Annotated in this window: 21 protein-coding genes; 8 read left to right on the top strand and 13 right to left on the bottom strand. The window is 72.4% G+C overall.

The window, feature by feature from the left end; genetic code table 11:
- Positions 1-6 precede the first annotated feature (6 nt).
- From recO to FLL47_RS06040, 3 genes are all read right to left on the bottom strand, one after another.
- The gene (recO, locus tag FLL47_RS06050) at positions 7-762 is read right to left on the bottom strand and encodes a DNA repair protein RecO (RefSeq protein WP_144119446.1); all 756 of its coding nucleotides are present in this window, start codon (positions 760-762) and stop codon (positions 7-9) included.
- Positions 763-903: 141 nt separating this feature from the next.
- Entirely contained in the window at positions 904-1,791 is an 888-nt protein-coding gene (era, locus tag FLL47_RS06045; RefSeq protein ID WP_144119445.1) for a GTPase Era, read from the bottom strand.
- Between the two features lie 15 nt (positions 1,792-1,806).
- Entirely contained in the window at positions 1,807-3,024 is a 1,218-nt protein-coding gene (locus tag FLL47_RS06040) for an ImmA/IrrE family metallo-endopeptidase (protein ID WP_144119444.1), read from the bottom strand.
- A gap of 111 nt (positions 3,025-3,135) precedes the next feature.
- Between FLL47_RS06040 and FLL47_RS06035 the strand changes: the two genes are divergently transcribed.
- From FLL47_RS06035 to FLL47_RS06020, 4 genes are all read left to right on the top strand, one after another.
- On the top strand, positions 3,136-3,969 hold the full coding sequence (locus FLL47_RS06035; protein WP_144119443.1) for a phosphoribosylaminoimidazolesuccinocarboxamide synthase: 834 nt from the start codon (positions 3,136-3,138) through the stop codon (positions 3,967-3,969).
- 47 nt (positions 3,970-4,016) lie between these two features.
- Positions 4,017-4,205 carry a hypothetical protein gene (locus tag FLL47_RS06030; RefSeq protein WP_144119442.1) on the top strand — a complete coding sequence of 63 codons (189 nt, stop codon included), beginning with the start codon at positions 4,017-4,019 and terminating at the stop codon, positions 4,203-4,205.
- Positions 4,202-4,588, top strand: a complete 387-nt coding sequence (locus FLL47_RS06025; RefSeq protein ID WP_144119441.1) for a type II toxin-antitoxin system VapC family toxin — start codon at positions 4,202-4,204, stop codon at positions 4,586-4,588. The genes FLL47_RS06030 and FLL47_RS06025 overlap by 4 nt, the downstream gene beginning before the upstream one ends.
- A gap of 69 nt (positions 4,589-4,657) precedes the next feature.
- Positions 4,658-5,947: a delta-60 repeat domain-containing protein gene (locus FLL47_RS06020; protein ID WP_144119440.1), complete on the top strand. Its 1,290-nt coding sequence runs from the start codon at positions 4,658-4,660 to the stop codon at positions 5,945-5,947.
- A 131-nt stretch (positions 5,948-6,078) separates the two neighbouring features.
- On the opposite strand, the gene FLL47_RS06015 is transcribed toward FLL47_RS06020, so the two are convergent.
- Together FLL47_RS06015 and FLL47_RS06010 are read right to left on the bottom strand one after the other, a co-directional pair.
- Positions 6,079-7,401, bottom strand: a complete 1,323-nt coding sequence (locus FLL47_RS06015) for a hypothetical protein (protein ID WP_144119439.1) — start codon at positions 7,399-7,401, stop codon at positions 6,079-6,081.
- A 93-nt stretch (positions 7,402-7,494) separates the two neighbouring features.
- Complete coding sequence (locus tag FLL47_RS06010) at positions 7,495-8,520, bottom strand: LacI family DNA-binding transcriptional regulator (protein WP_144119438.1); 1,026 nt, start codon at positions 8,518-8,520, stop codon at positions 7,495-7,497.
- A 137-nt stretch (positions 8,521-8,657) separates the two neighbouring features.
- On the opposite strand from FLL47_RS06010, the gene FLL47_RS06005 reads away from it, so the two are divergent.
- From FLL47_RS06005 to FLL47_RS05995, 3 genes are read left to right on the top strand one after another with little or no spacing between them, the layout of a single operon-like run.
- Positions 8,658-9,803, top strand: a complete 1,146-nt coding sequence (locus FLL47_RS06005; protein WP_144119437.1) for a Gfo/Idh/MocA family protein — start codon at positions 8,658-8,660, stop codon at positions 9,801-9,803.
- Complete coding sequence (locus FLL47_RS06000) at positions 9,800-10,870, top strand: dihydrodipicolinate synthase family protein (RefSeq protein ID WP_144119436.1); 1,071 nt, start codon at positions 9,800-9,802, stop codon at positions 10,868-10,870. The genes FLL47_RS06005 and FLL47_RS06000 overlap by 4 nt, the downstream gene beginning before the upstream one ends.
- Complete coding sequence (locus FLL47_RS05995) at positions 10,867-11,676, top strand: sugar phosphate isomerase/epimerase family protein (RefSeq protein ID WP_144119435.1); 810 nt, start codon at positions 10,867-10,869, stop codon at positions 11,674-11,676. Before FLL47_RS06000 ends, FLL47_RS05995 begins: the two co-directional genes overlap by 4 nt.
- A gap of 83 nt (positions 11,677-11,759) precedes the next feature.
- Here FLL47_RS05995 and FLL47_RS05990 read toward each other — a convergent pair whose 3' ends face one another.
- The 6 genes from FLL47_RS05990 to FLL47_RS05965 all read right to left on the bottom strand — a co-directional run bounded on the left by FLL47_RS05990 (position 11,760) and on the right by FLL47_RS05965 (position 16,976).
- The gene (locus FLL47_RS05990) at positions 11,760-12,113 is read right to left on the bottom strand and encodes a cytidine deaminase (RefSeq protein WP_144119434.1); all 354 of its coding nucleotides are present in this window, start codon (positions 12,111-12,113) and stop codon (positions 11,760-11,762) included.
- Complete coding sequence (locus FLL47_RS05985; protein WP_144119433.1) at positions 12,106-13,422, bottom strand: CNNM domain-containing protein; 1,317 nt, start codon at positions 13,420-13,422, stop codon at positions 12,106-12,108. Before FLL47_RS05985 ends, FLL47_RS05990 begins: the two co-directional genes overlap by 8 nt.
- A gap of 55 nt (positions 13,423-13,477) precedes the next feature.
- Complete coding sequence (ybeY, locus tag FLL47_RS05980) at positions 13,478-14,029, bottom strand: rRNA maturation RNase YbeY (protein WP_144119432.1); 552 nt, start codon at positions 14,027-14,029, stop codon at positions 13,478-13,480.
- Positions 14,030-14,045: 16 nt separating this feature from the next.
- On the bottom strand, positions 14,046-15,089 hold the full coding sequence (locus FLL47_RS05975) for a PhoH family protein (protein ID WP_144119431.1): 1,044 nt from the start codon (positions 15,087-15,089) through the stop codon (positions 14,046-14,048).
- 146 nt (positions 15,090-15,235) lie between these two features.
- Positions 15,236-16,612, bottom strand: a complete 1,377-nt coding sequence (locus FLL47_RS05970) for a serine hydrolase domain-containing protein (RefSeq protein ID WP_144119430.1) — start codon at positions 16,610-16,612, stop codon at positions 15,236-15,238.
- Positions 16,613-16,622: 10 nt separating this feature from the next.
- Positions 16,623-16,976: a histidine triad nucleotide-binding protein gene (locus FLL47_RS05965; protein WP_144119429.1), complete on the bottom strand. Its 354-nt coding sequence runs from the start codon at positions 16,974-16,976 to the stop codon at positions 16,623-16,625.
- A gap of 24 nt (positions 16,977-17,000) precedes the next feature.
- Here FLL47_RS05965 and FLL47_RS05960 point away from each other — a divergent pair, with 24 nt between their 5' ends.
- A complete protein-coding gene (locus tag FLL47_RS05960) occupies positions 17,001-17,765 on the top strand; it encodes an SDR family NAD(P)-dependent oxidoreductase (RefSeq protein WP_144119428.1) in 765 nt (254 codons plus the stop codon).
- Between the two features lie 319 nt (positions 17,766-18,084).
- Here FLL47_RS05960 and FLL47_RS05955 read toward each other — a convergent pair whose 3' ends face one another.
- Both FLL47_RS05955 and dnaJ read right to left on the bottom strand, forming a co-directional pair.
- Complete coding sequence (locus FLL47_RS05955; RefSeq protein WP_144119427.1) at positions 18,085-18,819, bottom strand: 16S rRNA (uracil(1498)-N(3))-methyltransferase; 735 nt, start codon at positions 18,817-18,819, stop codon at positions 18,085-18,087.
- A 95-nt stretch (positions 18,820-18,914) separates the two neighbouring features.
- Positions 18,915-20,045, bottom strand: coding sequence for a molecular chaperone DnaJ (gene dnaJ / locus FLL47_RS05950; RefSeq protein WP_144119426.1), 1,131 nt, complete (start codon positions 20,043-20,045; stop codon positions 18,915-18,917).
- Positions 20,046-20,047 lie beyond the last annotated feature (2 nt).

Here is a 20,047-nt window from a genome sequence, read left to right as displayed (position 1 = left end):
GCGGGCTCAGCCCGGTTCCCGGCGATCAACCAACGGCAGAGAGCGTAGCTGCCGTTCCAGGTGCCACTGCAAATGCGCCGCCACGAAACCTGCACACTCGCGCTGCACCGGGGGCTCGGCACGCTCCGCCGCGGGCCAGTCGCCCTCGAGTAGGGCGAACATCAGGTCGAGGGTGGCCGGGTCGGGATGGGCGGCGCCGGGCGGGCGGCAGTTCAGGCAGGTGACACCCCCGGCGGGTACGGAGAACGCCCGGTGCGGCCCCGCCTCCCCGCACACCGCGCAGTCGCGCAGCGCCGGGGCCCAGCCGGCCTGCGCCATGGCCCGCAGCAGGTAGGCGTCGAGCACCAGCGAGCTGGGCCGCTCCCCCGCGGACAGCGCCCGCAGCGCGCCGAGGGTGAGCTGGTAGAGCCGCAGCGCGGGCTCCCGCTCGACCGGCGTCAGCCGTTCGGCCAGCTCCACGATCGCGCTGGCCGCGGTGTAGCGCGGGTAGTCGGTCAGGAAACGGCGGCCGAACAGGTCACGGCCCTCGACCTGGGTGACGGTGTCCAGCGAGCTGCCCTCGCTGCACTGCACGTCGACGTGCCCGAACGGTTCCAGGCGCGCGCCGAAGCGCGACGTGGTGCGGCGTACCCCCTTGGCGACCGCGCGCACCCGGCCGTGCTGCCGGGTCAGCAGCGTGACGATCCGGTCGGCCTCACCCAGCTTCTGCACCCGCAGCACAAGCGCGTCATCGCGATAGAGCGGTCGACGCATACCCGGCATGCCGACGACCCTACCGGCCCCCGCCGACGCCCCCGCCCGCCCGGCCTCCTGCCGCAACTCTCGATGGCTTGCGCACATCCAGGCCCTCCGATGCCGCGACTCTTCAAGAGTTGCGGCAGGGGTGGGACTGCAGGAGTGGGGCTAGAAGCCGAGGCGGCGGAGTTGGCGGGGGTCGCGTTGCCAGTCTTTGGCGACGCGGACGTGGAGGTCGAGGTAGACCTTGGTGCCGAGGAGTTCCTGGATGTCGACGCGGGCCTTGGTGCCGACCTCCTTGAGGCGGGAGCCGCGGGCGCCGATCATGATCGCCTTCTGGCTCTGCCGCTCGATGTAGATGTCGGCGTACACCTTGGTCAGGTTGTCCTCGGGGATGATCTCCTGGATCAGCACCGCGATCGAGTGCGGCAGCTCGTCGCGTACCCCCTCCAGCGCGGCCTCGCGGATCATCTCGGCGATCAGCACGTGCTCGGGCTCGTCGGTGAGCATGTCGTCCGGGTAGAGCTGCGGGGACTTCGGCAGGTGCCCGACCATCACGTCGACCAGCATGTCGAGCTGGGAGTTGGCCACCGCGCTGACCGGCACCACATCGGCGAACGCGCCGAGGGCGTTGACCGCGAGCAGCTGCTTGGCCAGGGTCTCCTTGTCCACCAGGTCCGTCTTGGTGACCACGGCGACCACGGTCGCCTTGAGCGCGGCGATCTCCCCGGCGATGAAGGTGTCGCCCTTGCCGACGGGCTCGTTGGCCGGGATGCACAGGCCGATCACGTCGACCTCGCTCCAGGTGGCCCGGACCAGGTCGTTGAGGCGCTCGCCGAGCAGGGTGCGCGGGCGGTGCAGGCCGGGGGTGTCCACCAGCACCAGCTGCGCGTCGGGGCGGTGCAGCACGGCGCGGATGATGTGCCGCGTGGTCTGCGGTTTGTTCGACGTGATCGCGATCTTCTGCCCGATGATCGCGTTCGTCAGAGTCGACTTGCCCGCGTTCGGACGCCCGACGAAACAGGCGAACCCGGCACGGTATGAGTTATCCGCCACCTGCTCAACCTACCGTCAGGGCAGGAAGGCAGGCTCATCGGCGTACCCGCGGCGAGCGGCGGACGGCTCGGCGACGAGCGCGGCGAACAGGTCGTCGACCGGGGTCTGCAGCAGGTCGGCCAGCGGGACCAGGGTGGTGGCCCCGTCGGCGTACGCCCCGAACAGCTCGCCCACCAGCCGGGCGGGCAGCCGCGGGGCCTGCGCCGCGCCCATCCGGGCCAGCAGCGCCTCCCGCCCGGCGGGTCCCTGATGGCAGCGGGCGGCCGTCCACGGGCCCAGCTCGGCCTGGCGGTCTGCGTCGAGCAGTCCGAGCACGCGCAGCCGGGCCGCCATCGCCCCTGCGGAGACCCCGAACAGCGCGACCAGCTCGGCGAACCCGGCGTCGCTGACCGAGGCCCGGGTCTGCAACTCGCCGAGCCCGGCGTCGGCGACCGGCGTCGGGGCTCGCAGTTCGGCGAACGCGACGTCGGCGACCGGCATCGCGGCCACCGCGCGCAGCTCATCGGCGGGCAGCAGGAACGCTGCGGCGAAGGCGTCGGCACGCTGCTCCAGCCCGGCGCGCTGGCGGCCCGGCGCGAGGTGCTGGTCGAGCAGCGGCTGCTCGGCGTCCCCGGCCAGCACGTGACCCAGGGCGTGCGCGAGCGCGAAGCGCTGCCGGGTGAACTGGCTGGTGGTGTTGCCCAGCACAAGCCGCCCGTGTGCGGACTGCCAGGCCAGGCCGTCCGCACCGCCGGGCAGCGCGATGATCGCCACGTCCACGGCGAAGACCTGCTCGATGGCGGCCGCCAGGTCGGCGGTGGACAACGTGCCCACGCGCGGCACCCCGCCTTCGCGCAGCGCGGCGACGGCTCGCTCGGCCAGCGCCCGGCCCACGGCTCCGGGCGGCCCTGCGGGCGGTTCGGGCAGGCGTGGCAGCGGCGGGCGGCGGCCCAGCAGGCGCAGCCGCTCGTAGGCAGCGGCGTGGCGGTCGACCAGGGCACGGATCTCGTCACCCGCGCTCGGCTCCTCGGTGGGCAGGGCGGGCTCCCGGGTACGGCCGGTGAGCAGCCAGTCCACGCTGACGTCGCCGGCGTCGGCGATGAGCGCCAGCTCCAGTGAGGTGAAGCGGCGCACGGCGTTGAGCGACTTGGACAGTTTGTCGGCGCTGATGCCGACCAGCTCACTGAAAGCGGCCTGGCTGGACGAGACGCGGGTGATCACCGAACGGACGCGGTCGATCACGCCTTCATCCATGGCCATCACCGTAATAAGCGGTCGCGATAATCGCAACGGCCGTCGGGCCGGTTGACACACGCCCGCCCCGTGCTCGCGGCCGGGCACCCCGGCTCCGGTACGGTGATCTCCGTGGAGCTGCTGCATTCAGGCAAGGTCAGGGACGTATACCGCGACGGCGAGGACATCGTTCTGGTCGCGTCGGACCGGCTCTCGGTCTACGACGTGATCATGCCGACGCCGGTGCCGGACAAGGGCCGGGTGCTGACCCAGCTCTCGCTGTGGTGGTTCGAGCAGCTCAAGGACATCGTGCCGAACCACGTCATCTCCGGTGACGACGTGCCCGCCGAGTTCGCCGGGCGCGCGGTGCGCTGCCGCTCGCTGAGCATGGTGCCGGTGGAGTGCGTGGCGCGCGGTTACCTGACCGGCGGCGGGCTCACCGAGTACCGGGCGAGCGGGTCGGTGTCGGGGGTGGTGCTGCCCGAGGGGCTGACCGAGGCGTCGCGGCTGGACGAGCCGATATTCACGCCGAGCACCAAGGCCGCGGTCGGCGAGAAGGACCTGCCGATGACCTATGCCGAGGTCGTGGACAAGGTCGGCGCGGACGACGCGGCGCGGCTGCGCGACATCACCCTCGCCGTGTACGCCCGGGGCCGGGACATCGCCGCCGAGCGCGGCATCATCCTGGCCGACACGAAGATCGAGCTGGGCTGGGCGGCCGACGGCACGCTGGTGCTGGGCGACGAGGTGCTCACCCCCGACTCCTCGCGCTTCTGGCCCGCCGACGGATACGCCCCCGGCCGGGTGCAGCCCAGCTTCGACAAGCAGTACGTACGCGACTGGGCGGTCGGCACCGGCTGGAACAAGACGGCTCCCGCGCCCGAGGTGCCCGAGGACGTCATCGCGGCCACCCGGGCCCGCTACATCGAGGCGTACGAGCGGCTCACCGGACTGGCCTGGTCCTGACCCGACGGTCGTTGCCCGGCTCACGACGGCCGAGCTAGCCTGGCGGTATGGCGCGCGAGACCTACCTGGAGACCCGGCGGCGGCTCGGCCTGCCGGACATCCCGCAGGAGCTGCTCGACGAGTTCCGCGCCCAGCTGGAGCTGGAGGAGCAGCGCCGCAACGATCCGGAGTGGATCGCCGAGCAGGAGGCCAACTACGAGGCCGTGCTGGCACAGCTGCAGCGGAAGGCCCGGTGAGGCCGGCGGGCCGCATCCTCGACACGGGCGCGATCCGGCGTTACGTGGCCGCGGACAGCCTGACCGTCAGCGCGGCACTGGCGGGCCTGGAGGCGGGCGGGTTCAGCGCGCTGCTGCCCGCCCTGTGCCTCAGCGAGGCGTACTGGATGGCCGACCGCGCCGACGAGCCCATGCTGGACGTGCTGCGCACGCTGCCGCAGGTCGAGGTCGTCCCGCTGAGCGCGAGGGACGCGCGAGCCGTCGGCGGGCTGGCCCACCACCTCGGCACCCTCGGCCTGTCCCATGCCTGCCTGCTCGCGGCGGTGCTGCGGGTGCCGCTGATGACCACCGAACCGGCACTGGCGGGCAAGATCCTCGGGGCTGACCTGCTGCGCGAGGTGTGAACCCGAACTTATTTTTGGCTTTTGTCGGATTTCTTCACATTAGCGCCATATCACACCGATCATAGAGACATGCGTTCTCTGCTCGGCGTGTCGCTTGTCATCTCTTCCGTCCTGCTCGGCGGCCCCGCACCCGCGGTGGCCGGCGCCGATGCGGGAGCGGGGCCGCCGGTGCCCCGGGTCGTCTCCGCCGACCCGGTGGACTGGACCCCGCACGTCACCGACGGGCAGGTCTGGGCCATGGCCCTGATCGGCGACACGGTCGTGGTGGGCGGTGACTTCAGCGCCACCACCGACGCGCGCCGCCGGGCCCCGGTGACCCGCCGCCACCTGATGGCGTTCCGCCTGTCCGACGGCCAGATCACCGATTTCGCGCCGGAGCTGGACGGGCCCGTGTACGCGCTCGCCGAAGGCCCCGACGGCAGCCTCCTGGTGGGCGGCGACTTCACCAAGGTCAATGGCCGGAGCCGCCGCTCGCTGGCCCGCCTCGACCCGGCCACCGGCTGGCTGCACCGCGGCTTCTATGCGCCGGTCGACGGTGACGTACGCACCCTGGCGGTGTCGGGCGGCGCGCTCTACGTCGGCGGCTACTACCGCTCCGTCAGCGGCGTGCCGCGCGCCGGGCTGGCCCGGGTCGACGCGCTGTCCGGCCGGCTCGACGAGGCCTTCGACGCCGAGCTCTCCGACGCGGTCGAGAACTACCCCCGCGCCGAGGCGATGAGCCTGTCCCCCGACGGCACCCGGCTCGTCGTGATCGGAAACTTCACCCGGGCCCAGGGCCTGGACCGCCAGCAGCTGGTCAGCCTCGACGTGACCGGCCCGCAGGCCGTGGTGAACGACTGGTCCACCGGCTTCTACGGCGTCGACCGCTGCGACGCCCGCTTCGACAGCTACGTACGCGGCATCGACCACTCGCCCGACGGCTCCTACTTCGTGGTGGTCACCACCGGCCACGATTCCGGACCGGACCTGCCCTGCACCGCCGCGGCGCGGTTCGAGACCGCCGGATCCGGCGAGCACCATCCCACCTGGATCAACCACACCGGCGGCCACTCCCTGTACGCCGTGGCCGCCACCGGTCCGGCAGTCTACGTCGGCGGGCACCAGCTCTGGCAGGACAACACGTACGGGCAGAAGACGAAAGGCCCCGGCGCGGTCGACCGGCCCGGCATCGCCGCGCTCGACCCGGTGACCGGCCGGGCCCTGGACTGGAACCCCACCCGCAGCCGCGGCCAGGGCGTACGCGCCTTCGTGACCTGCCCGCAGGGCCTGCTGGTCGGCTCCGACACCGACGAACTGGCCCGCGAGTACCACGCCCGCATCGGCCTGTTCCCGTACCCGCCGGTCGCCGCGCCCGCCTGAGCCGCCCCGGACCGGCACCACCACACAGGACGAGGTCCCGTCTCCGCCGCGTGGGTCGGCGGAAACGGGACCTCGAGCCTCAGTGCCTCATCGCCCGCCGCCTCGGGCTTCGGGCTTCAGGCCGCAAGGCCTCAGCGGAGCCAGTTGACCAGGTCGTCCCAGAGACCGATGAGGGCGGTCGCCACGTGCGGGCCGGGCTCGGCCGGACGCGGCCGGTGCCCCGGGGTCACCGGCGGATCAGACGGCTCCGGCGCGGCCGACGGGTCGACGATCGGGTCGACGGGCGGAGCGGACGGATCCACGATCGGGTCGGACGGCGGCGCAGACGGATCCACGATCGGATCCACCGGCGGTGCCGACGGATCCACGATCGGGTCGGACGGCGGCGCAGACGGATCCACGATCGGATCCACCGGCGGTGCCGACGGATCCACGATCGGGTCGGACGGCGGCGCAGACGGATCCACGATCGGGTCGGACGGTGGTGCCGACGGGTCCACGATGGGGTCGGACGGCGGCGCTGACGGGTCCACGACCGGCGGCTCCACCGGCTCCGCCGAGGGCGGCGGGGACAGTTCCAGCGACGAGTTGGCGTGCGCGGGCCTCGCCCGACCGGACGGCGGCGCCGAGGGCTCGGGTGCCACCGACGGCGCGACCGAGGGCTCGGGTGCCACCGACGGCGCGACCGAGGGCTCGGGTGCCACCGACGGCGCAACCGAGGGTTCGGGTACCACCGACGGCGCAACCGAGGGCTCGGGTGCCACCGACGGCGCAACCGAGGGTTCGGGTGCACCCGACGGCAGGAGCACCGCGGAAGCCGACGGGTCCGGGTTCGCGGTGTCCGACGGGTCCGGGTTCGGGGTGTCCGACGGGTCCGGGTTCGCGGAGTGCGACGGGTGCGGGTCGGCGCTGGCCGACGGGTCCGGTTCCGGTGCGACCGGCGGCACGACCGAGCCCTCTGCCGGGCAGGTGCGGGCCAGCACGAACAGCGGCGCGGTGCCGGTGATCTCGGCCTTGGCCCCGGTGAGGGTCCAGCCCTGCGGCAGGGCCACCCAGGCCTTGCTCGTGTTCGCCCGCAGCACGACGCCGCCGCCCTCGGCGGGGACGACCGCGGTCGTCTCGGTGCCGTCGGCGGCGGTGAACGTGGCGGTGACGCTGACGAAGTCGCCCGTCTTGGCGTGGTCGCCGGGCAGCTTGAAGACCCATACGTCCTGATCCGACAGCGGTCCGCCACCGAAGGCCGGATCACAGACGTGGTTCTCGAACGCCGCGGCGGTGAAGCCGAGGCTCGCCGGCAGGATGTCGACGGGCGCGTTCGCCCACGCTTTCGCGGGCCGCCCGCCGAAGTCGGTCCCCGCGAACACCAGCGCCATCCCGAAGGTCAGCACTGCCATCCCGCAGGCGGCGAGTGGCCGGTTTCCCGGCCGGATGAGTCGGAAGTTGAGACGTCGCATGCATACCTCCACTGAGCTCGACGCAGCCCAGGGACTACCCATGGTTATTCGTCTCAAACCGGACTAATCATATTATTTGGGAAAATTGGGAGATCAGTGCAGCGTGCTGGCCTGCCCGGTGCTGTCGCGTACCACCAGCTCGGCCGGGGCCGGCACGAGACGGCCGACCGGCTCGTCGTCGAGCAGCAGGCGCATGGCCCGCGCCCCGATGTCGGCCAACTGCAGGCGCACCGTGGTCAGCGCGGGGGTGACGTCGGTCGCGACGGGCAGGTCGTCGAAGCCCGCCACGGAGAGCTGCTCCGGCACCGGTCGGCCCAGCTCGCGCAGCGCGGCCAGCGCTCCGGCCGCCATCAGGTCGTTCAGTGCGAAGATCGCGGTCAGCTCGGGGTGGCGGCCCAGCAGCTCGTGGGTCGCCGCGCGGCCACCCTCGCGGGTGAAGTCGGCATGGCCCAGCCGGGGTGCGGCCACCACGGAGGTGAAACCCGCCAGCCGCTGCGCGACCGTGGCCAGACCGGCCGGTCCGGTGATCACCCCGATCTCGCGGTGGCCCAGTCCCACCAGGTGCTCGGCGATGAGGCGGCCGCCGCCGTACTGGTCGGGTTCGACGGTGTCGATGCCGGTGCCGTGCGCGCCGATCGCCGCGACCCGCCCGCCCGACTCGGCGAACGCCGCCACTTCCTCGGCGAACGGCTCGCCCACGAACGCCGAGCCCGCCAGCAGCACCGCGCGGGCCCGCTGCGCGCGCAGCCGGGCCAGGTAGTCGCGCTCCAGTCCGGGGTCGCGGAAGGTGTTGGCGACCAGCACCATCAGGTCGTACTCGCGGGCCACGTCCATCGCGCCGGCCGCGATGGCGGCGAAGTAGGGGTCGGCGATGTCGTGCACCAGCACCCCCACGACGGTGCTGCGGGAGCGGGCCAGCGACTGCGCCGGAGCGTGCGCCACGTAGCGCAGCTCGGCCGCGGCGGCGGTCACCCGCTCGGCCAGTGCCTCGGCCACCTTGCGCCCCCCGCTGCCGTGCAGCACGCGGGACGCGGTGGCCAGCGAGACACCGGCCACCGTGGCGACCTGCTGCAGCGTGACGGCGCCACCGGGCGCTCTGGTTGACGAGGTTCGAGGCATGGGCGTAGGGTACCGCCTCGCAGGCGGAAAGCGCTTTCCACCCCCACCCTTCGCCGTGGCTCTCACCGAGCGGCGGCCTCCCCCGATCCCGACAGGTCGTGCCCGCGTCACGACCTGCCAGACCGAGAGGTACGAGCATGGACCGCAGAACTGTCGGCATCGTCATGAACGGTGTCACCGGCCGGATGGGTTACCGCCAGCACCTGGTGCGGTCCATTCTCGCCATTCGGGAGCAGGGCGGCCTCACCCTCGCCGACGGCACCGTGGTGTGGCCGGAGCCGGTGCTCGTCGGCCGCAACGCCGCGAAGCTCGAGCAGCTCGCCGAGCTGCACGGGCTCACCCGCTACACCACCGACCTGGCCGCGGCCCTGGCCGACGAGAGCAACGAGATCTACTTCGACGCGCAGGTGACCACCGCCCGCGTCGCCGCGCTGCGCCAGGCCATCGCCGCGGGCAAGCACATCTACACCGAGAAGCCGACCGCCGAGTCGCTGGCCGACGCCGTCGCGCTGGCCGACGAGGCCCAGGCCGCGGGCATCAAGCACGGTGTGGTGGCCGACAAGCTCTACCTGCCCGGCCTGCTGAAGCTGCGCCGCCTGGTCGAGTCGGGCTTCTTCGGCCGCATCCTGTCGGTGCGGGTCGAGTTCGGCTACTGGGTGTTCGAGGGCGACTGGCAGACCGCGCAGCGTCCGAGCTGGAACTACCGGTCCGAGGACGGCGGCGGCATCATCCTCGACATGTTCCCGCACTGGCGTTACGTGCTCGACCACGTGATCGCCCCGGTGCGCTCGGTCTACGCGCAGATGGCCACGCACATCCCGCAGCGCTGGGACGAGCAGGGCAACGCCTACCCGGCCACCGCCGACGACGCCGCGTACGCCGTGCTGGAGCTGGAGGGCGGCATCGTCGCCTCGGTCAACAGCTCCTGGACCACCCGGGTCGACCGCACCGAGCTGGTGACCTTCCACGTCGACGGCACCGAGGGCAGCGCCGTGGCCGGCCTGCGCAACTGCCGCATCCAGCACCGCGCCACCACCCCGAAGCCGGTGTGGAACCCGGACCTGCCGGTCAGCCACGACTTCCGCGACCAGTGGAGCGAGCTGCCGGAGAACGACACCTACGACAACGGCTTCAAGCGGCAGTGGGAGGAGTTCCTGGCGTACGTGGTCGCCGACGCGCCGTACGGGCACGACCTCTACGCGGGCGCCCGCGGCGTGCAGCTGGCCGAGCTGGGCCTGCAGTCCGCCCGCGAGGGCCGCAAGATCCTGGTGGGTGACCTGTGAGCGGCGCACGCAGCCGGGTCTTCTACGCGGCGGCGCACGTCGTCGCCGATCCGGCCGCCGACAACGGGCCGGGCCGCCCGGCGGTCGTCGACTGGGACGCCACCATGGCGTTCCGGCACCACCTGTGGTCGCTGGGCCTGGGCATCGCCGACGCGATGGACACCGCGCAGCGCGGCATGGGCCTGGACTGGGCCGCCACCACGGAGCTGATCCGGCGCAGCGGTGCCGAGGCCAAGTCCGTCGGCGGGCGGCTGGCCTGCGGCGCGGGCACCGACCAGCTCGCCCCGGGCGCGCACAGCCTGGCCGGCATCGAGGCGGCGTACGCCGAGCAACTCGAGGTCGTGCAGCAGGCCGGTGCGAAGGTCATCCTGATGGCGTCGCGGGCGCTGGCCGCGGCCGCCACCGGTCCGGCCGACTACCACGCCGTCTACGGCAAGCTGCTGGCGCAGGCCGAGCAGCCGGTGATCCTGCACTGGCTGGGCGACATGTTCGACCCGGCGCTGGCGGGCTACTGGGGTGCGGCCGACCTGGACGCGGCGACCGAGAGCGCGCTGGAGCTGATCCACGCCAACGCGTCGAAGATCGACGGCATCAAGGTTTCGCTGCTGGACGAGGCCCGCGAGGTCGCGATCCGGCGGCGGCTGCCCGACGGCGTACGCCTCTACACCGGCGACGACTTCAACTACCCGCAGCTCATCGCGGGCGACGAGGTCGGCTACTCGGACGCGCTGCTGGGCATCTTCGACGCCATCGCGGTCCCCGCCGCGAAGGCGCTGGAGCTGCTCGACGCGGGTGACACCGCCGGGTTCCGCGCGATCCTCGACCCGACCGTGCCGCTGGCCAAGCACATCTTCGGCACGCCGACCTATCACTACAAGACCGGCATCGTGTTCCTGGCCTGGCTCAACGGCCACCAGGAGCAGTTCGTCATGGTGGGCGGGCAGGAGCAGTCACGCTCCCGCGACCACCTGCTGGAGCTGCACCGCCTCGCCGGGGAGGCGGGCGTGCTCGACGACCCCGACCTGGCCGCGGACCGGCTCGCGAAGTTCCTGGACGGCTCGGCATGAGGCTGTCGCTGAACACCGCCACCGTCAAGAAGGCGACGCTGGCGCAGGCTGCGCGGCTGTGTGCCGAGCACGGCATCACCGGCATCGGCCCGTGGCGGGACGTGGTCGAGGCGGCGGGCGGGGCGAAGGCCGCCAAGCGGCTGCTCGACCAGTACGAGCTGACCGTCACCAGCCTGTGCCGGGGCGGCTTCGTCACGACAGGCTCGGCCGAGGCGCTGGAGGACAACCGCCGCGCCATCGAGGAGGCGGCCGAGCTCGGCACGGGCGAGCTGGTGCTGGTCGTCGGCGGGCTGGCCGAGGGTTCCAAGGACCTGCCCGCGGCCCGCGCCAACGTGGCCCGTGCCCTGGAGCAGCTGGTGCCGTACGCGAGCAGCCACGGCGTACGCCTGGCGATCGAGCCGCTGCACCCGATGTTCTGCGCCGATCGTGCGGTGGTCTCCACCCTCGGGCAGGCCCTGCACCTGGCCGAGCCGTTCGCCCCGCACGAGGTCGGCGTCGTGGTCGACACCTACCACGTGTGGTGGGACCCGCAGCTGTTCACCCAGATCACTCGCGCCGAGGGCCGCATCTCGGCCTACCAGGTCTGCGACTGGGTCGTTCCGCTGCCCGCCGACATGCTGCTCGGCCGCGGCCACGTCGGCGACGGCCACATCGACTTCGCCCCGATCACGGACGCGGTCCTGCGCGCCGGCTACACCGGCCACGTCGAGGTCGAGATCTTCAACCAGACCATCTGGGACACGGATCCGGCGGAGACCGTCAAAACCGTCGTCGACCGCCACCTCACCCACCTCGGCCCCGTCTGAGGCGAAGGAAGGGCACCTTCACAACGCTATGCGTTGTAGAAGGTGCCCTTCTTAACTCTGCGAGGCGGTGACCAGGCGCGGAATCAGGCCGTGCCGGCCGCGGCGATGCTGCCGTCGGGAGTCGCCAGGTAGACCGGGATGCCGGTGGTCACGTCGCGTACGGCGGCCAGGTCCTGCCCGTCGACCATCGACGCCTCGGTAACCACCAGTGCCGCCTCCAGCGAGCTCGCACCCGCGGCGACCGCCGAGGCCACCGCGAGCCGCAGCGCCGACACCGAGAACGACGGCAGGCTGATGCTGACCCCGGTGTACGTGCGCCCGTCGCCGTCGCGCACCGCCGCGCCCTCGATCGCGCCGATCCGGGCGCGGGCCGAGCGGGCCATGGTGAGCAGCTTGCGGTCCTCGGCCGAGACGGATTCGAGGGTGACGTCAGACATCTGCCATGTGCCTTTCGGAGGAGGTGGTCTGGTCGGCGGGCTCCTCCCGCTTCACCAGCACCGTGTCGATGTGGTTACGCCGGCCGGTGGTGCCCTCGGCGACCAGGGTCAGCCCGCCCACGGACACCCGCGCGCCGGGGATCGGCACCCTGCCCAGCGCCTGGGCGAGCAGCCCGGCGACGGTCTCCACCTCGTCGGCGGGCAGCTCGACGTCGAACAGCTCGCCGAGGTCCTCGATCGGCAGCCGCCCGGTCACCCGCACCGCGCCGTCCGCCAGCCGCTCGACCGGGGGACGCTCGACGTCGTACTCGTCGGTGATCTCGCCGACGATCTCCTCGAGGATGTCCTCGATGGTGATCAGGCCGGCGGTGCCGCCGTACTCGTCGATGACGATGGCGAGGTGGGTGCGGGCCGCCTGCATCTCCGACAGCAGGTCGTCGACGGGCTTGAACTCCGGCACGAACGCCGCCACCCGCATCAGGTGCTCGACCGGCGTCTCGGCGCCGCCCTCCTGCACCTGGCGGGCCATGTCCTTGAGGTAGACCACGCCCAGCACGTCGTCGACGGACTCGCCGATGACCGGCACCCGGGAGAAGCCCGAGCGCAGGGCCAGCGCGAGCGCCTGCTCGGCGGTCTTGCTCGATTCGACCCACACCATCTCGGTGCGGGGCACCATGACCTCGCGGGCGATGGTGTCGCCCAGCGCGAACACGGAGTGGATCATCTCGCGCTCGCCGTGCTCGACGACGCCGCGCTGCTCGGCGAGGTCGACCAGCTCGCGCAGCTCGACCTGGGTGCTGGCGAACGGCCCCTCGCGGAAGCCCTTGCCGGGGGTGACCGCGTTACCGATGATGATCAGCAGGCTGGCCAGCGGGCCGAGCACCCGGCCCAGCCAGCGCAGCACGGGGGCGGTGTACCGACCCACCTCGTACGCGTGCTGGCGGCCGATGGTGCGCGGGGCCACGCCCACCACCACGAAGCTGATCACGCTCATCGCACCGGCGGTGACCAGCGCGGCCGTCCAGCCGGGTCCGAACGTGTCGACGGCGACCAGGGCCACCAGCGTGGTGGCGGTCAGCTCGCACAGCAGCCGCAACAGCAGGAGCAGGTTGATGTGGCGCACCGCGTCGGCCGCCACCGCCTGCAGCGCCGCCGCGCCCCGCAGCCCTTCGCGGTTCAGCTCCGCCGCGCGGGCGGGAGAGATCACGGCGAGGGCCGATTCGGTCATCGCGAACAGCCCCGCCAGCACCACCAGACCGGCCGCCGACCACAGCAGCGGCACGTCGGGCAGGCTGCCCAGCTCGGTCACCGCACTGCCCCGCCGGGACGAGCCGTCAGCGGAGCCGGGTCGGTATGGGCAGGATTCATGATCCGCTCGCCCCGCCCGCTGTTCGAGCCTGCCAGCTGTCCAGGAGTTTGCCCTGCAGGGCGAACATCTCCCGCTCCTCCTCCGGCTCGGCGTGGTCGTAGCCGAGCAGATGCAGCACGCCGTGGATGGTGAGCATGCTCAGCTCGTCCGCGGTGCTGTAGTCGCCGTGCAGCCCGGGGGCGGGCGCCTCCGGCACGCTATCACCGGTGCGCATGCGGGGATCCGCGGAGCCGTACCGCGCCGCCTGCGACGCCGCCACCTCCGGGCACAGCACGATGTCGCCGAGCAGCGACGGCTGCCCGCCGGAGGACTCCGACGGGCCGTGGTCGATGGTGTCCTCGTCCATCGGGAAGGCCAGCACGTCCGTGGGGCCGTCCTTGTCCATCCAGCGGTGGTTCAGCTCCGCCATGTAGTCGGAGTCGACCAGCAGCACCGACAGCTCGGCGAGCGGGTTGACCCCCATCTGGACCAGGGCGTGCCGGGCGACGGCGACGATGTTGTCAGCGTCGACGTCGAACCCGGACTCGTTGGCGATCTCGATAGACACTCTGATTCCCTAGTCGTCAGCGGCGTCGCCCCGCACCGCGCCGCGGCACGGGGTGAACGTTCGCCGGCAGCGACTCGCGCTGCTGGTTCTCGTCCCACTTTTCGTATGCGTCGACGATCTCCCCGACCAGCCGGTGCCGCACGACGTCGGCGCTGGTGAGCCGGGAGAAGTGCACGTCGTCCAGACCGTCCAGGATCTCCTGCACGACCCGCAGGCCGCTGCGCTGGTCACCGGGCAGGTCGACCTGCGTGACGTCACCGGTGACGACGACCTTGGAGTTGAAGCCGAGCCGGGTCAGGAACATCTTCATCTGCTCGGGCGTGGTGTTCTGGGCCTCGTCCAGGATGATGAAGGCGTCGTTGAGGGTGCGGCCGCGCATGTACGCCAGCGGAGCCACCTCGATCGTGCCCTGCGTCATCAGGCGCGGGATCGACTCGGGGTCCATCATGTCGTGCAACGCGTCGTAGAGCGGGCGCAGGTACGGGTCGATCTTCTCGTTGAGCGTGCCGGGCAGGAAGCCCAGCCGCTCGCCCGCCTCGACCGCGGGCCGGGTCAGGACGATCCGGGTGACCTCCTTGGCCTGCAGCGCCTGGACCGCCTTGGCCATGGCCAGGTAGGTCTTACCGGTGCCGGCGGGCCCGATGCCGAAGACGATCGTGTTCGCGTCGATCGCGTCCACGTACTTCTTCTGGCCGAGGGTCTTGGGGCGGATGGTGCGCCCGCGGCGGGAGAGGATGTTGAGGGTGAGCACCTCGGCCGGGCGTTCGGTGGTGCCCTCATCGGTCAGCATGCCGACGGTGCGTCGGACGGCGTCCTCGGTCAGCGTCTCGCCCTTCTCGATAAGTTCCAGCAGCTCACCGAAGACGCGCTCGGCAAGCGCGTTCTCGGCCGCCGGGCCGGTGATGGTGATCTCGTTGCCCCGGACCAGGATGTCGCTGGACAGGGCCTTCTCGATGAGTTTGAGCACGCGGTCGCCGGTGCCCAGCAACTGGACCATGACACTCGGGTCAGACACGGTGATCTTCGTCTGCACCGCGTTCGGAGAGGAACCAACGCTCATAAGGTGGCCGACGGCCTTCCGCACCCGCTCTCTGTGCTCACCGGACCGGCTCAGGTCGCCGCCCGCTGGTCCTATCGTAGTCACCGATCCCACCATCGCCGCCAGTGGTTAAGACGGCGTGGTGGGTTCGGCATGCGGGGCATACCTCAGGGACGGCTGACCCAAACCCCGTCGAAGGTCTCCTGGCGGCGGGTGAAGCGGTAGGTCGCCCAGTGCATCCGGACCACTTCGCCGGACGTGTCGCGGGTCAGCCGCAGCCGCTCGCCCACCTCCCGGCCCGAGACGGTACGCAGCACGTCCGGCTCGCCGGGCAGCGCCCCGAAGACCGCCGGGGGCGCGTCGACCGGGTCGTCCGCGCCGCGGCCGGTCAGTACGCCGTCGGCCCAGCGGAACACGTACTCGTAGCCCTCGCCCCACCAGCGGCCCAGCACGCTGCGCAGGTGCTCGGGGGCGGGCTCGGCCGGGGTCCACGGCGCGACGTCGACCGGGTCGGCGGCCAGCGACTCCTCGATCAGCCGGTGCGGCAGGTCGATGATCGCCGAGGCGGTGCCCGAGGAGGCCAGCACGGCTGCGGCCATACCCCCGGGATTGCCCGGACCGCCGTGCCGGCCGCAGGCGGCGGCCAGGAAGCCGGGCATCGCGCCGTTGTGGCCCACGTGCAGCACGCGGCCCTCGCGGGGCCACAGCATCAGGCCCAGGCCGACGCCGGAGCCCCAGAGCGTCTCGTTGCGCGGCGTCAGCGGCCAGCGCGCCTCCGCCAGCGTGTCCGCCGCCAGCACCGTGCCGGCCGGGTCCACCGAGCCCGGGTCGGTCAGGAACGCCGCCCAGCGGGCCTGGTCGGCGGCGGTGCTCCACAGCTGCGCGGCCGGGCCGACCGCGCCGAAGTCGGTCGGCGGCTCCGGCCGGGCATGGTCGGAGTACTCGTCGACGAGATAACCGGTCGCGGCGTGCGCCGGTGCGCCGTACGTGGTGTCGCGCAACCCCAGCGGGCGGCAGATCCGGTCGTCGACCAGGTCCCACCAGTCGCCGCCGAGCCGCCGCGCGGCCAGGTGGCCGAGCAGCGCGAAGCCCAGGTTGGAGTAGTGGAAGCGGCGTGCCGGGGGGTGGATCGCCTCGGTGCGGGCCAGGTCCTCGAGCAGGCCGGGCAGGTCCGGCGGAGACAGGGTGTCCCACACGTCGCCGACCGGCTCGCGCTGCAGGCCCGCGGTGTGCGACAGCAGCCGGCGGATCGTCAGCTCGCCGTGCGCGGGCACGTCGAGGTGCCCGCCGATCGGGTCGTCGAGGTCGAGCAGGCCCGCGTCGCGGCACTGCAGCACCAGCACCGCGGTGAAGGTCTTCGTGATCGACCCGATGCGGAACGGGGTGTCGGCATCCAGGGGCGCGCCGGGATTGCCGGACCCGCCCACCTGGAAGGTCCACAACGGACGGTCGTCGCGGCGCAGCGCCACGCTGAGGGCGGGCACCCGGGCCTCGGCCTGTACGGCGCGGACCAGGCGTTCGAGAGTGCGGTTCAGGTCAGCCACGGCGGCGAGACTACCCGGTGAGGTCGCCGTCCATCTCCACACCGCCGAGCACGTGGGCGTGCGCGTGGAACACGGTCTGCCCCACCGACGCACCGGTATTGAAGATCACGCGGAAACCCTCGCCGGCCAGGCCCTCGGCGGTGGCCACGTCGGCCACGGTGCCCAGCACCTCGCCGGCCAGCGCCGGATCGTCCGTGGCCAGCGACGCGACGTCCGCGTAGTGCTCCTTGGGGATCACCAGCACGTGCGTGGGGGCCTTCGGGGCGATGTCACGGAACGCGAGGGTGCGCTCCGTCTCGGCGACCACCGTCGCGGGGATCTCCCCCGCCACGATGCGGCAGAACAGGCAGTCGGCAACGGTCACGAGACAGATCGTAGGCTCACCCTCATGTCAAAGCCACGTGCGGTGCTGGTGACCGGAGCGTCGCGCGGCGTCGGCCGGGCCGTCGCCGCCGCGTTCGCGGCCCGCGGTGACCGGGTCGCGATCCACCACCGCGACTCCGCCGACCTCGCCGAGTCGCTGCGGGCCGAACTGCCCGGCGAAGGGCATGCGGTCGTACAGGCGGACCTGGCCGACCCTGACGCCGTCGCCCGGATGGTCGACGCCGCCGCCGAGGCGCTGGGCGGGCTCGACGTGCTCGTCAACAACGCCGGGCAGGCGTACCCGCACCCGATCACCGGGGTCTCCTACCAGGAGTGGCAGGAGCTGTGGGCGCGCACGCTCGCGGTGAACCTGACCGGCCCCGCGAACGTCACCTGGTGCGCGGTCCGGCACATGCTGGGCCGCCCACCCGGTTCGCCGCCCGCCCGGATCGTCAACGTCGGCTCCCGCGGGGCCTACCGCGGCGAGCCCGGCCAGCCCGCGTACGGCGCCGCCAAGGCGGGCCTGCACGCGATGGGCCAGTCCCTCGCGGTCGCGCTGGCCCCGTACCGCATCGCCGTCGCCACCGTCGCGCCCGGATACGTGCTCGAGGACGAGACCAACGCCTCCTACAAGGTCCCCCGCGGGGCCGAGCACGCCGCCCAGAGCCCGTTCGGCCGGGTCGCCCGCCCCGAGGAGATCGCCGCCGCCGTCCTCTGGCTCGCCGACCCCGCCGCCGAATGGGCCTCCGGCGCCGTCCTCGACCTCAACGGCGCCTCCCACCTGCGCTGACCCCGCCCCGCCCTTGCCGCAACTCTTGACGACTCGCGGCCTCAGCCCATGCGCGAGGCCGCAACTCCTTCAGAGTCGCGACCCGCGGCGAGCGCGCTGCGCCTGACGCTCGAGTCGCACCGGAACCTGCCGTTGCGCCGGTGGGTGCAGAGCAAGGGAATGGGTGCAGAGCAAGGGAATGGGTGCAGAGCAAAGTCGCCGACGGGCTACAGGTCTCGCCGCCGACCCGGCACGAAGATCGCCGTTTCGTGTCACTTGGTGTGCCGAGACCTGACCTTCCGGCATGAAACAGCGATCTCTCATCCGGAAAGCGGGTGGATCACCAGCGGTTCAGGCGGGTGGCGAGGACGCTGAGGGCGGCGACGCCGGCGGTCGAGGTACGCAGCACGTTCTCGCCCAGGCACACCGCGACCGCGCCGGCCGCGGTGAACGCCTTCAGTTCGGCGTCGTCGATGCCGCCCTCGGGCCCGACGACCAGCACGATCTCCCCGACGGCGGGCAGCTCGACCTGGGACAGCCGCTCGGTCGCCTCCTCGTGCAGCACGAACGCGGCAGAGGCGGCGGAGAGGCGCTGGGTGAGCTGCTTCGTGGACAGGTCGGGGTCGCCGCCGACGACGGGCAGCCAGGTGCGGCGGGCCTGCTTGGCGGCCTCGCGGGCCACCGCGGCCCACTTCTCGCGGGACTTCGCGCCCCGGTCGCCGCGCCACTGGGCGACGCTGCGGGCCGCGGCCCAGGGCAGGATCTCGTCCACGCCGACCTCGGTCATCGCCTGCACGGCCAGCTCGCCCCGGTCACCTTTGGCGATGCCCTGGGCGACGATCAGGCGCGGGTCGGGCGCGTGGGCGTACCGCAGCTCGTTGACCGTGACGTCGAGCGTGCCTTTGCCGACGGCCTGGACCACCGCGGACGCCACGCCGCCCCGCCCGTCGGCGAGCAGCAGCGCCTCGCCCACCCGCAACCGCTGCACGGTCGCGGCGTGGTGGCCCTCCGCCCCGCCGAGCGTGTAACGGCGCCCCGAGGGCAGGTCGTCTACAAGGAACAGCGGCGCGCTCACGGCAGACACCCTCCACTGGTGATCATGAACTTATGGCACCGACACGCCGTCGACCCGTGCCATAAGTTCATGATCAACGCGGGAAACAGAAACCCTCAGTGGCCGTTGAAGGCGTCGCGGACCCGGGAGAAGAAGCCGCCCTGTTTGGAGAGTTCGGCGACCTCCTCGCCGCGCAGGCGGGCGAATTCGCGGAGCATGCGCTCCTGCTCGCCGTCGAGGCGGGTGGGGGTGCGGACGTCGAGGTGGACGAAGAGGTCGCCGCGCCCGGCGCCGCGCAGGTGCGGCACGCCCTTGGCGCGGATGCGCAGGGTCGAGTTGGGCTGGGTGCCGGGCTTGACCTCGACCTGCTCTTCGGAGTCCAGGGTCTTGATGGTGAGGCGGGTGCCCAGTGCGGCGGCGGTCATCGGGACGGTGACCTTGCAGTGCAGGTCGTCGCCCTTGCGCGCGTACACGTCGTGAGCCCGCTCGTGGATCTCCACGTACAGGTCGCCGGACGGGCCGCCGCCGGGGCCGACCTCGCCCTGGTTGGCCAGCCGGATGCGCATGCCGTCCTCGACCCCGGCCGGGATCTTCACGGTCAGGCTGCGCCGGGTGCGCACGCGGCCGTCGCCGGCACAGGTCGGGCACGGGTGCGGCAGCGTGGTGCCGAAACCCTGGCAGGCGTTGCACGGACGCGACGACACGACCTGGCCCAGGAAGGTGCGCTGCACCGACTGCACCTCGCCGCGCCCGCCGCAGGTGTCGCAGGTCTGCGGGTGGGTACCCGCGGCGGTGCCGGCGCCGGAACAGGTGGTGCACAGCACCGCGGTGTCCACGGTGATCGGCGCCTCGACGCCGAACGCGGTCTCGAACAGGTCGAGGTCCAGCCGCAGGATCGCGTCGGCGCCGGGCCGGGTGCGCGGGCGCGGGCCGCGCGAGCCGCTGCCGCCGAAGAAGGCGTCCATGATGTCCTGGAAGCCGACGAACGGGCCGCCGCCGGGACCGCCCGGACCCGCGCCGCCTCCGCCCGGCGCGAGCGGGTCGCCGCCCAGGTCGACCATGCGGCGCTTCTGGTCGTCGGAGAGGACCTCGTACGCGTTGTTGATGTCCTTGAACTTCTCCGACGCGGCCGGGTCCGGATTGACGTCCGGGTGATACTGACGGGCCAGCTTGCGGTAAGCCCGCTTGATGTCGTCGGCGTCGGCGTCCTTGGGAACGCCGAGAATGCCGTAGTAGTCCTTGGCCACGC

Source organism: Catellatospora sichuanensis (genome assembly GCF_007483665.1).
Lineage (GTDB): Bacteria > Actinomycetota > Actinomycetes > Mycobacteriales > Micromonosporaceae > Catellatospora > Catellatospora sichuanensis.
This window is presented reverse-complemented; position numbering and strand designations above follow the sequence as displayed.

What these genes read in the sequence shown, in the direction of transcription:
- FLL47_RS06010 (WP_144119438.1), bottom strand. Translation starts at nt 8,520, where the DNA reads ATGCCTCGAACCTCGTCAACCAGAGCGCCCGGTGGCGCCGTCACGCTG.
- FLL47_RS05990 (WP_144119434.1), bottom strand. Translation starts at nt 12,113, where the DNA reads ATGTCTGACGTCACCCTCGAATCCGTCTCGGCCGAGGACCGCAAGCTG.
- FLL47_RS06005 (WP_144119437.1), top strand. Translation starts at nt 8,658, where the DNA reads ATGGACCGCAGAACTGTCGGCATCGTCATGAACGGTGTCACCGGCCGG.
- FLL47_RS05975 (WP_144119431.1), bottom strand. Translation starts at nt 15,089, where the DNA reads ATGAGCGTTGGTTCCTCTCCGAACGCGGTGCAGACGAAGATCACCGTG.
- FLL47_RS06020 (WP_144119440.1), top strand. Translation starts at nt 4,658, where the DNA reads ATGCGTTCTCTGCTCGGCGTGTCGCTTGTCATCTCTTCCGTCCTGCTC.
- FLL47_RS06015 (WP_144119439.1), bottom strand. Translation starts at nt 7,401, where the DNA reads ATGCGACGTCTCAACTTCCGACTCATCCGGCCGGGAAACCGGCCACTC.
- FLL47_RS06040 (WP_144119444.1), bottom strand. Translation starts at nt 3,024, where the DNA reads ATGGATGAAGGCGTGATCGACCGCGTCCGTTCGGTGATCACCCGCGTC.
- recO (WP_144119446.1), bottom strand. Translation starts at nt 762, where the DNA reads ATGCCGGGTATGCGTCGACCGCTCTATCGCGATGACGCGCTTGTGCTG.
- FLL47_RS05960 (WP_144119428.1), top strand. Translation starts at nt 17,001, where the DNA reads ATGTCAAAGCCACGTGCGGTGCTGGTGACCGGAGCGTCGCGCGGCGTC.
- FLL47_RS05995 (WP_144119435.1), top strand. Translation starts at nt 10,867, where the DNA reads ATGAGGCTGTCGCTGAACACCGCCACCGTCAAGAAGGCGACGCTGGCG.
- FLL47_RS06030 (WP_144119442.1), top strand. Translation starts at nt 4,017, where the DNA reads ATGGCGCGCGAGACCTACCTGGAGACCCGGCGGCGGCTCGGCCTGCCG.